The organism is Gelidibacter sp., from assembly GCF_035577925.1.
In the GTDB taxonomy this organism is placed as follows: Bacteria; Bacteroidota; Bacteroidia; order Flavobacteriales; family Flavobacteriaceae; genus Gelidibacter.
This window is the reverse complement of the sequence record NZ_DATJCY010000289.1, coordinates 18,702-29,031: the sequence shown is the minus strand read 5'-3', so window position 1 is coordinate 29,031 and position 10,330 is coordinate 18,702. Positions and strand designations below refer to the sequence as shown.

The following is a 10,330-nucleotide window of genomic DNA, read 5'->3' as shown; positions in this document are numbered from 1 at the left end:
ATAAGTTTGCCACCCAAACTGCCTTGTACATTACACTGTTTTTACTTGTACTTCTATGTGTACTTTTATATTTTTCCAATGCATTTAATATCTGGATTTTACTAGGTTTTCTAGTGGTTTTTTATCCTGTTTCATTTTTTATTATCCAATATCGTGTGGAGCGTTTTATTTATCAACGCGTCAAAGGTATTTATGATGATTTGACGTTGCTTGAATCGGCTTCATTCCGCAAGCAGCCCATCACCACAGACATGGCCACTCTTACCCAAGAAATTGGCCAATTTGCAAGGGATAAAAAACTAGAAATCGAAACATTGAAAGTTCGTGAAGAATATAGACGAGAGTTTTTGGGCAATATTTCTCATGAATTGAAAACGCCATTGTTTACGGTTCAAGGTTATATTTTGACTTTGCTGGATGGTGCCATGGAGAATGAAAAATTTAGGGGTAAATATCTTGAAAGAGCAAATAAAGGGGTTGAGCGACTCATTTATATTGTACAAGATTTGGATATGATCACCAAACTTGAAGGTGGGGATTTAAGCTTGGATATCGAACCTTTTAATATTGTCGAAGTGGTTCAAAGTGTGTTTGATTTGCTGGAAATGAAAGCCGCAAAGAAAAAAATAACACTAACTTTTGATATGAATTATCCAAATCCAATCATGGTATCTGCTGATAAAGAGCGCATAAGGCAAGTGCTTACCAATCTTGTTGTAAATTCTATCAAATATGGGAGGATTAAAGGTACTACCGAAATTAGTATCGAAAATTTAATAAAGAACAAAGTGATTGTTCGTGTGACGGATAATGGCGAAGGCATCGCAAAAGCCAATATTCCACGACTTTTTGAACGTTTTTATAGAGTGGACAGAAGTGGTTCGCGCAAAGAAGGTGGTTCTGGATTAGGTTTGTCCATTGTAAAGCATATTATTGAAGCGCACGATGAAAGAATGTATGTTGAGAGTGAATTAAGTGTAGGAAGTGAGTTTTCATTCACGCTCGAAAAGTTGAAATAGTTTTCCAAAATCAGCCTGATATTCAATGGTGTTCAAACCGTTATAATATGAAGTGTCCAATAGTTTTTCTAAAGTAAAATCTTCTTGATGACAACTTGGCGCTAATTTTTTTTCGGACATCCTCTTTGCTAAATAGATTTGCTCAAATTGGCCAGGTGTCGGAATAAAAAACGCCTTTTTCCCTAGTTTTGCTAAATCCATCAGAGTGGTATATCCAGGACGCGCAACAATCAATTGGCTTGCGTTTAGAGATTTTTCCAACAATTCACTGGTCATAAAATTATAGATCGTCAGATTTCCAATGGTAATTATTTTTTCCTCTGGTTCAATAATCCCTTTTACAAAAAGTACTTTTCCGCTGAAGCTTTTAAATTCCAAAAGTAATTTTTTTTCTAAAATAGTTCGTTGTGGCTCTGGTCCGGATAACAAAACCATGACGTCATATTGCATAGAAGCTGAGGTTTTTTGAAATCGGCTTAGTGGACCAATGTATTTAACGGTAAGTTTACTTTGATTAACATGTCCCATTTTTCCAGTTAAATTGGTTGATGCAGACGTGTCTGGAACCCAACACTCATTAAACTTCATAATATACTTTTCATGTAGTTTTGTGCTTAGCCAAGTCGTATTTCCACTCAAAACTTTAATTTGGTGCGTGATAAAAATTGAAGGGACACTTTTATGGAAAGCTCCAAATCTGTTATCTGAAATAATGCCATCGATTTGATGTGTTTTTACAATTTGCTCGGTCATCTTATGCTCAGATTTTATAGCTTTTATGATCCTTGGAGCATTAAGAAAAAGCTTAAGCTTTAAGAAATAACCTTTTGTCGAATATCTGATATCATAAGTGGGTAATTCGATAGTTTGTAATTTGGGAAATTCCTTTCTTAAAAGAGCTAAAGCAGCGCCATCGCTCGCGATTATAGGAATGAAGTTGTGTTGTAACAAAGCGTTGATAATTGGGATGCATCGTGTGGCGTGGCCCAATCCCCAATTTAAAGGTGCTATTAATATCTTTTTTTTCATTTCATTTTTTGGGGCAACAGTTTTTATTTTAGAAATGTTAATAATCTGAAGGTTTAGGATGCGATTAAAAAAGTTGTTTTTTTAGATGTTTTAACCAAATTCATAAGACGATTGCAAGTTCCCGAAACATTCAAAGATAACGATATAATCACTTCCATATATTTCCTTAATTTTGCAACTTGTTAAATTTAAAATGCAATTCAAGAAATAGAGATTGAAGTTTAAAATTTAATCAATAAAATCAGAAATATAAAGATAAGTGGGAAGTAAAAACAAACTCAGAAGATTTAGGGAAAACGAGACTTTTTCAAACGTGTATCAGCCAACGCGCGATGAATTGATCAATGAAGATTTTGATATTAAGGGGAATTGGAATGATAAGGTTTTTAAAAATGAGAATCCATTGGTATTGGAATTGGGTTGTGGACGTGGTGAATATACACTTGGTTTGGCGAAACGATTTCCAAATAAAAATTTTATAGGAATTGATATCAAAGGTGCGCGTTTTTGGCGAGGTGCAAAAACAGCAACGGAAGACAAAATGGCGAATGTTGCTTTTTTACGAACACAAATTGAACTTATTGAATATGCATTTGCCAGCAATGAAGTGGATGAAATTTGGATCACTTTTCCTGATCCGCAAATAAAATATAAGCGTACCAAACATCGTATGACGAATGCTGCATTTTTGGAGCGCTATAAAGCCATTCTTAAACCGGAAGGTCTTATCCATTTAAAAACCGATAGTGAGTTTATGCATGGTTATACCTTAGGATTGTTGCACGGCCTTGGGCACGATGTGCTTTATGCGAATCATGATGTTTACCGTCAAGAAGGAAGTCCAAAGGAGGTAACAGAAATCCAGACCTATTATGAAGGGCAATATCTGGAGAAAAACAAAGCAATTACTTATATTAGATTTAAAATTAAATAATCTTGAACCTTACTGTCATATTTATTATAGGAATGCTCATTGCGTTTGTTGGGGTCATTCCACCGGGTTTATTGAATATGACGGCGGCCAAAATAAGCCTCAAGGAAGGCCACGTTAGAGGCATTATGTTTTCGATTGGCGTTTGTGTGGTTGTCTTTTTTCAAACTTATATTGCAGCCATGTTTGCCAGATATTTAACACATCATCAAGATATTGTTGATGTGCTGCAACGTGTGGCGTTTGTTATTTTTGTGTTGATTACAGTGTATTATCTGGCTATTGCAAAATCAACTTCCAAAACCGAAGTTGAGCCTCAATCGAGAAGCAAACACAGCCGCTTTTTTCATGGTATGTTTTTATCTGCCATCAACGTTTTTCCTATTCCGTACCAGGCGTATATGACGGTTACTTTGGCGTCTTTTGGGTGGTTGGAATTTAATCCATCCATGATCATTTCGTATGTGTTTGGTGCAGTAACAGGTACTTTTGTAATGTTGTATGTGTATATCTTCTTTTTTGACAAGATCAAAAACGAGAACATGACATCACAGAAAAACATGAATTACATCATAGGGTCCATCACTGGAATTATTGCGATTGTCACATTGGTCAATATTATTAAGGAATTATGAAGCCAGAAAGTCTTAACTTTTATGAGAAAGTATATGAAGTGGCGCGACAAATTCCATTTGGTCGGGTAACTAGTTATGGGGCTATTGCAAGATTTTTAGGTGCTGCAAAAAGTGCAAGGATGGTGGGTTATGCTTTGATTGGCAGTGTTTCCAAAAATGTTCCGGCACATCGTGTGGTCAATAGAAAAGGTTTGCTTACCGGTAAATTTCATTTTGAAGGCACTAATTTAATGCAGCAACTTCTGGAAAGTGAGGGTATCGAAGTAAAGGACAATCAAGTTCAGGATTTTGACAAGGTGTTTTGGGATCCAGGTGAGGAGCTTTGACCGCTAAACTTCAGATTTAAACATCCTGACGTCAACAATTGGTATCAAAATTTTGAGGGCCGAGCAATTATAATTTATCATTCCGATTACAGTAATTAGACAAGTCATTCTTATCATAAAAACTTCAAGCTTCTAACTTCCTTCTTCCATCTATATTAATTATATTTGCACTTTAGAATGATTCTTAATTAAATAAGGCTGAAATAATTAAAGAGCAATTTTATTGCTTTATTATTTTAGACTTTTAGTATCTCAAACCAATGAAATTAAATAAACAAGACATCCTTAAAGCACTGGAAAGTATTTCTGCTCCGGGCGAAGGCCAAAATATGATTGAAAGTGGCGCAGTTAAAAACGTGGTCACTTTTGCCGACGAAGTTATTGTGGACATTACGATAAATAATCCAACGCTTCAAGCTAAAAAGAAAACCGAAGTAGAGATCATGAAAGTTATCCATGACCAAGTTTACGAAAAAGCTAAAGTTACGGTTAATGTCAAAGTAGATGCGCCGGCAAAGGCTGCGCCTACCAATACGATAAAAGGAAAAGCCATTCCCGGAATAAAGAATATTGTTGCTATAGCTTCAGGAAAAGGTGGTGTTGGGAAATCTACCGTAACTTCAAACTTAGCCGTTACTTTAGCTAAAATGGGATTTAAAGTAGGACTTCTTGATGCGGATATTTACGGACCCTCTGCGCCAATTATGTTTGATGTTGAGTATGGCCGACCAAGATCCATTACCATCGATGGAAAATCCAAAATGGAACCTGTAGAAAGCTACGGCGTAAAAATATTATCCATTGGATTTTTTACCCAACCCGACCAAGCTGTTGTATGGCGTGGACCAATGGCAGCAAAAGCATTGAACCAAATGATTTTTGATGCACATTGGGGCGAATTAGATTTTATGCTCATCGATTTGCCTCCAGGAACTGGTGATATTCACTTGAGCATCATGCAGGCTTTGCCTATAACTGGTGCCGTTATTGTCAGCACCCCTCAAAATGTAGCGTTGGCAGATGCTAAAAAAGGAGTGGCTATGTTCCAACAAGAAAGTATTAATGTTCCGGTATTAGGAATTATTGAGAATATGGCTTATTTTACACCTGCCGAATTGCCAAATAATAAGTACTATATTTTTGGTCAGGAAGGTGCTAAGAACTTGGCCTCCAAATTGGGTGTTCCGTTTTTGGGAGAGCTTCCTTTGGTGCAAAGTATCCGAGAAGCTGGTGATGTGGGAAGACCTGCTGCATTGCAAACAGGAACGCCATTAGAACAAGCTTTTGAGGTCTTGACACAAAATGTAGTTCAGGAAGTGGTAAGACGTAATGACGATTTACCTCCTACCGAGGCCATCAAAATTACGACAATGGCTGGTTGTTCAGCAGTTAAAAAATAAAATAAAAATACTTAGAAAAGGTATTTTAAACACCTTAATAAAAAAGCATGACAAGCGAAGAACTTAGATTAAATGTTGAAAAGGCACTCGATGAAATCCGTCCGTTCCTTCAAAGTGATGGTGGCGATATTGTATTGCTGTCCATAGAAGATGACAAATTGGTTAAAGTGCAATTGGAAGGTGCTTGTGTAGGATGTTCCGTGAATCAAATGACCTTAAAATCTGGTGTTGAAATGACTATTAAAAAATATGCACCTCAAATTGAGCATGTTATCAATGTCGAGCCTTGATTTTTGAAATGGACGAAGCTTCTTCATTTACGACCAAAATGATATTCTAAATTCTTATTATATGATGAAGGTCATAAAATAGAAGTTTCTTTATTCGGATTTTTACCTTTTTTAAACGAAGTTGAATAAAATGATTTCCCACTTTATGTGGCCTTATATATGATTAAAACCGATATCCTAATCATTGGCGCAGGACCCACAGGACTTTTTGCTGTGTTCGAAGCCGGATTATTAAAAATGAAATGCCATCTTATTGATGCATTACCACAGCCGGGCGGCCAATGTGCTGAATTATATCCTAAAAAACCCATTTACGATATTCCTGGTTTCCCTGAAATATTAGCGGGAGATTTGACCGATAATCTCTTAGAACAGTGTAAACAGTTTGAACCTGGATTTACATTGGGAGAACGCGCGGATACCATTGAAAAGCAAGACGACGGAACCTTTATTGTAACGACAAATAAAGGTACCAAGCATCAAGCTCCTGTGGTCGCTATTGCTGGCGGTTTGGGTAGTTTTGAGCCACGTAAACCATTGATTCCGAATATTGCTTCCTTTGAAGATAAAGGCGTTGAGTACTTTATAAAAGATCCAGAAATTTATAGAAACAAACGTGTGGTCATTTCTGGTGGTGGAGACTCTGCTCTGGATTGGGCTATTTTCCTTTCAGATGTGGCCTCGGAAGTCACCTTGATCCATAGACGCAATGAGTTTAGAGGGGCCCTAGATTCGGTTGATAAAGTGCAAGAGCTAAAAAACGAAGGCAAAATTAATCTGATAACGCCTGCAGAAGTAATTAATGTTGTTGGTGATTATAAGGTAGAAGCTGTAGTCGTGTCACAATCTTTAAATATTGAAAAGGAATTTGAGATTGAATGCGATCATTTTATTCCTTTATTTGGGTTATCGCCTAAATTGGGACCAATTGCTAAATGGGGATTGGAAATCGATAAAAATGCGATCGTCGTCAATAATGCTTTGGATTACCAAACCAACATTCCAGGCATTTTTGCCATAGGCGATATTAATACCTATCCAGGCAAATTAAAACTTATTTTATGTGGTTTTCATGAAGCTACATTGATGTGTCAAGCGGCTTATCAAATTCTTAATCCTGGCAAGCGTTATGTCTTAAAATATACGACCGTTGCGGGAGTTGATGGTTTTGACGGCACCCGAAAAGAAGCGCCAAAACAAGTGGTAAAAGCCATAGATTAATAGCCTCTTTGGCTTTCGGACATTTGTCCAAAAAGAAAAAGATTTATTGGAAGATAATATAAACTAAACTTTTCAGGTTTTTAAACCTGTCAAATAAAAAATAGCATTCCACTGTTGTGGGAAGTGAAGATGGAACAAGACGTAAAAATAAAAATAACGGATAGAGAGGGTGTAACCCACGAGGTTGCTGCGCCTACTGATATGGCCATGAATCTCATGGAAGTCATTAGAAGTTATGAACTGGCTCCTGAAGGCACTGTTGGTATATGTGGCGGAATGGCCATGTGTGCCTCTTGCCAATGTTACGTGGTCAACGATATTGAACTTCCGGAAATGCAAGACGATGAAGAAGCTATGTTATCCGAAGCTTTTTATGTTAAAGACAATTCCAGATTGAGTTGCCAAATTCCGATTACCTTGGATTTGGAAGGTCTGGAGGTAGAGTTGGCTCCTGAGTCTTAATAAAATTCCTGCGAAAGCAGGAATCACTTGATTTATTTCACTTAGTCATGTATTTCCAATAAGCCTCTAAGTATAAAAACCGATCTTTAAAACCGATCTTTAAAATCGGTTTTTTATAATGAGTTTAGATTTTTGTACCTAATTACCACTTTTGACCTTCTTCACAATTTCATAAGTCAATCCATAGTTTCGATCAGTTAGTTTTTGATGATTTTTTTCAATAGAACAAAAAATGCCTCTCGTTAAAGAAGCATTTTTTATGTTTTAAGATAGGTGTTCAACTTATTTACGAGATTCCTGCCTCCGCAGGAATTCACTATTTAAAGGCGTTCAATCCTGTAATATCCAATCCTGTAATCAATAAATGGATATCGTGTGTACCTTCATAAGTGATCACGCTTTCGAGGTTCATGGAGTGGCGCATAATGCTGTATTCTCCAGTAATTCCCATGCCACCTAGCATCTGGCGTGCTTCACGGGCAATGGTAATGGCCATATCCACATTATTACGTTTAGCCATTGATATTTGTGCAGAGGTTGCCGTTCCGTTTTCTCTCAAAACACCCAAGCGCCAAGTCAGTAATTGTGCTTTGGTAATTTCGGTAATCATCTCGGCCAGTTTCTTTTGTTGTAATTGGAACTGTCCAATAGGTTTTCCAAACTGCATACGCTCTTTGCTGTAACGCAATGCGGTGTCATAGCAATCCATTGCAGCACCAATAGCGCCCCAAGCAATGCCATAACGCGCCGAATCCAAGCAACCTAGAGGTGCGCCCAATCCAGATTTATTAGGCAATAAGTTTTCTTTTGGAACTTTGACATTATCAAAAATAAGTTCTCCTGTTGCCGAGGCTCTCAATGACCATTTGTTAAAAGTTTCAGGCGTAGAAAAACCTTCCATGCCACGCTCAACAATTAATCCATGGATACGACCTTCTTCGTTTTTAGCCCAAACTACAGCAATATCACAAAAAGGCGCATTAGAAATCCACATTTTGGCACCGTTTAAAAGATAATGGTCGCCCATATCTTTAAAGTTGGTCACCATCCCTCCCGGATCACTGCCGTAATCAGGCTCGGTAAGTCCAAAACTTCCCATCCATTCGCCACTTGCCAATTTTGGCAAATATTTATTGCGTTGTGCTTCGTTTCCATATTTCCAAATAGGATACATTACTAATGACGATTGCACAGAAGCTGTACTTCTAACGCCAGAATCGCCACGCTCAATTTCTTGCATGATTAAACCATAAGAAATTTGGTCCAAACCGGCACCGCCATATTCCACCGGAATGTACGGGCCAAAAGCACCAATTTCAGCAAGGCCATTGATGATTTGTTTAGGAAATTCCGCTTTTTGGGCATAGTCTTCAATAATAGGTGAGACTTCGCGTTTTACCCATTCTCTTGCAGCATCACGCACTAGGCGATGTTCGTCATTCAGCAATTCATCAATATTGTAATAATCTGGTGCTTGAAACAAGTCTGGCTTCATTTTTAGAAAATTTTAGATTGAAACACAAAAATAGCAAAATCGGTATCAGTTGACAATTTAAAACTACATTTTGAGATAGAAATCTTTGGTTAATGCGATATAATCTTCAGTATAGTGATGTCTGGCAGTTTCGATGATGAGGTGTTCGGTGTTTACAGTTGTTTCTTTAAAGGAGAATTGGATGAAACTGCGTTTGATTTCCGATTGAGGTGTACCTTGAACTCTTAAGATCCGGTTGGGATAAAGATGCTCTTTTGTGGCCAAAACGATAAATTCTTTTTCTTCGGAAAATGGAATGACCACCGAAAATTGTCCTTCAGATGAAAGTAATTTAGAAACACTTTCAAGCAGTTGCCGAAACGGCATGGCATCAACAAAACGAGCAAGATCGCGTTGGTTGTCGCTACTTTTGTAAGTGTCCGAATAAAATGGCGGATTGGAAATAATCAGATCGTATGTTGTCATATCTTCCATGTCATCCTCCAGAAATTCTTTGACAAATTCATCTAAAGCAGCATGATAGCAAAAAAGCCGATCACTCCACGGTGAGCTCTCAAAATTTTCAACACATTGTTCGTATGCAGCGTCATCAATTTCAATAGCATCAATAATTTCGGCAGCCATCGGAACAGATTGACTTCGCTGCGCCAACATTAATGCTAAAATACCAGTGCCCGCACCAATGTCTAAAATGGAATAGGGATGGTCATCGATAGAAGTCCAAGCGCCAAGCAACACTGAATCGGTGCCGATTTTCATAGCACATCGGTCCTGGTTGATGGCAAATTCTTTGAATTTAAACAATTTTTCCATTAGAACGAAAGTCTTTCTCTTAGATAAGGATTTGGAAGGGATTATAAGTAAAGATCAATAAGTCCTTCTGGCGTATCCACCACGATGAGTTGATTTTCTTTATCTACTTTTTTAATGAAAGCATCATTCATTGGGATTAGGATTTCGATGCCATCACGATCAATTTCAAAAAGAGCTTGTGAAGTGGTGTCATTAACCGATTTTACAATACCGACCGTTCCAAAATTCACATCTTCAACAGTAAATCCGATAATTTCATGAAAGTAAAATTTATCATCATCAAGTTTTGGTAAAAATTCTAACGGAAGGTATAAATCGCATTTTATAAGCGCGTCGGCATCCTGTTCGGTGTCCACGTCTTCAAATTTTATCCGTAGTAATTCTGATTTGTGGAGCTGTGACGATTCAATAAAAAATGGCACTAAATTATTGCGCAGTTCAACAAATACTGAATCCATGTCTTCGTAGATTTCTGGATCATCGGAATCTAGCTTGACTAACAATTCTCCTTTAAAACTGTATTTTTTTACAATTTTACCAACGTAGAAACATTCTTCTTTTAGCATGTATTTATTTCTTTAAGCTTTATTAAACGAATGCAACAGCATCCCGGAATAAGATCGATTTTGCAATGCGGTATTTTATCGTCGTAGAATACATCATTGAATAAAAAACTCCGATAGGTCATATCGGAGTTTAAAAGTATAAA

General features: G+C 37.3%; 12 protein-coding genes. 8 read left to right on the top strand and 4 right to left on the bottom strand.

Going from position 1 to position 10,330, the window contains the following annotated elements; genetic code table 11:
• Positions 1 to 1,019, top strand: a 1,019-nt coding sequence (locus VNJ50_RS11480; protein ID WP_325581993.1) for a sensor histidine kinase, incomplete at its 5' end; no start/stop codon positions are given.
• On the opposite strand, the gene VNJ50_RS11475 is transcribed toward VNJ50_RS11480, so the two are convergent.
• Positions 993 to 2,048 (bottom strand): glycosyltransferase, encoded by a 1,056-nt coding sequence (locus VNJ50_RS11475; protein ID WP_325581991.1) that lies wholly within the window; start codon positions 2,046 to 2,048, stop codon positions 993 to 995. The genes VNJ50_RS11480 and VNJ50_RS11475 overlap by 27 nt on opposite strands.
• A 259-nt stretch (positions 2,049 to 2,307) precedes the next feature.
• Here VNJ50_RS11475 and trmB point away from each other — a divergent pair, with 259 nt between their 5' ends.
• The 7 genes from trmB (at position 2,308) to VNJ50_RS11440 (ending at position 7,313) form a co-directional block, all read left to right on the top strand.
• The gene (gene trmB, locus VNJ50_RS11470; protein ID WP_325581989.1) at positions 2,308 to 2,982 is read left to right on the top strand and encodes a tRNA (guanosine(46)-N7)-methyltransferase TrmB; all 675 of its coding nucleotides are present in this window, start codon (positions 2,308 to 2,310) and stop codon (positions 2,980 to 2,982) included.
• A gap of 2 nt (positions 2,983 to 2,984) precedes the next feature.
• The gene (locus VNJ50_RS11465; protein WP_325581987.1) at positions 2,985 to 3,614 is read left to right on the top strand and encodes a LysE family translocator; all 630 of its coding nucleotides are present in this window, start codon (positions 2,985 to 2,987) and stop codon (positions 3,612 to 3,614) included.
• Positions 3,611 to 3,940: an MGMT family protein gene (locus tag VNJ50_RS11460; RefSeq protein WP_325581985.1), complete on the top strand. Its 330-nt coding sequence runs from the start codon at positions 3,611 to 3,613 to the stop codon at positions 3,938 to 3,940. The genes VNJ50_RS11465 and VNJ50_RS11460 overlap by 4 nt, the downstream gene beginning before the upstream one ends.
• 260 nt (positions 3,941 to 4,200) lie before the next feature.
• Positions 4,201 to 5,340, top strand: a complete 1,140-nt coding sequence (locus VNJ50_RS11455) for an Mrp/NBP35 family ATP-binding protein (protein WP_325581983.1) — start codon at positions 4,201 to 4,203, stop codon at positions 5,338 to 5,340.
• A gap of 47 nt (positions 5,341 to 5,387) precedes the next feature.
• Entirely contained in the window at positions 5,388 to 5,630 is a 243-nt protein-coding gene (locus VNJ50_RS11450) for a NifU family protein (protein WP_325581981.1), read from the top strand.
• 159 nt (positions 5,631 to 5,789) lie between these two features.
• Positions 5,790 to 6,851: an NAD(P)/FAD-dependent oxidoreductase gene (locus VNJ50_RS11445; RefSeq protein WP_325581980.1), complete on the top strand. Its 1,062-nt coding sequence runs from the start codon at positions 5,790 to 5,792 to the stop codon at positions 6,849 to 6,851.
• Positions 6,852 to 6,980: 129 nt separating this feature from the next.
• Positions 6,981 to 7,313, top strand: a complete 333-nt coding sequence (locus tag VNJ50_RS11440; protein WP_325581978.1) for a ferredoxin — start codon at positions 6,981 to 6,983, stop codon at positions 7,311 to 7,313.
• 316 nt (positions 7,314 to 7,629) lie between these two features.
• On the opposite strand, the gene VNJ50_RS11435 is transcribed toward VNJ50_RS11440, so the two are convergent.
• From VNJ50_RS11435 to rimM, 3 genes are all read right to left on the bottom strand, one after another.
• Positions 7,630 to 8,808 (bottom strand): acyl-CoA dehydrogenase family protein, encoded by a 1,179-nt coding sequence (locus VNJ50_RS11435; RefSeq protein WP_325581976.1) that lies wholly within the window; start codon positions 8,806 to 8,808, stop codon positions 7,630 to 7,632.
• A gap of 63 nt (positions 8,809 to 8,871) precedes the next feature.
• Positions 8,872 to 9,621, bottom strand: coding sequence for a tRNA1(Val) (adenine(37)-N6)-methyltransferase (locus VNJ50_RS11430; RefSeq protein ID WP_325581974.1), 750 nt, complete (start codon positions 9,619 to 9,621; stop codon positions 8,872 to 8,874).
• A gap of 41 nt (positions 9,622 to 9,662) precedes the next feature.
• Positions 9,663 to 10,187 (bottom strand): ribosome maturation factor RimM, encoded by a 525-nt coding sequence (gene rimM / locus VNJ50_RS11425; RefSeq protein ID WP_325581972.1) that lies wholly within the window; start codon positions 10,185 to 10,187, stop codon positions 9,663 to 9,665.
• Between the last annotated feature and the right edge of the window lie 143 nt (positions 10,188 to 10,330).

Bases quoted from the DNA above. Each gene is read 5' to 3' on its own strand.
- VNJ50_RS11475 (WP_325581991.1), bottom strand. From the start codon at position 2,048: ATGAAAAAAAAGATATTAATAGCACCTTTAAATTGGGGATTGGGCCAC.
- VNJ50_RS11460 (WP_325581985.1), top strand. From the start codon at position 3,611: ATGAAGCCAGAAAGTCTTAACTTTTATGAGAAAGTATATGAAGTGGCG.
- VNJ50_RS11455 (WP_325581983.1), top strand. From the start codon at position 4,201: ATGAAATTAAATAAACAAGACATCCTTAAAGCACTGGAAAGTATTTCT.
- VNJ50_RS11450 (WP_325581981.1), top strand. From the start codon at position 5,388: ATGACAAGCGAAGAACTTAGATTAAATGTTGAAAAGGCACTCGATGAA.
- VNJ50_RS11445 (WP_325581980.1), top strand. From the start codon at position 5,790: ATGATTAAAACCGATATCCTAATCATTGGCGCAGGACCCACAGGACTT.
- VNJ50_RS11440 (WP_325581978.1), top strand. From the start codon at position 6,981: ATGGAACAAGACGTAAAAATAAAAATAACGGATAGAGAGGGTGTAACC.
- VNJ50_RS11435 (WP_325581976.1), bottom strand. From the start codon at position 8,808: ATGAAGCCAGACTTGTTTCAAGCACCAGATTATTACAATATTGATGAA.
- VNJ50_RS11430 (WP_325581974.1), bottom strand. From the start codon at position 9,621: ATGGAAAAATTGTTTAAATTCAAAGAATTTGCCATCAACCAGGACCGA.
- rimM (WP_325581972.1), bottom strand. From the start codon at position 10,187: ATGCTAAAAGAAGAATGTTTCTACGTTGGTAAAATTGTAAAAAAATAC.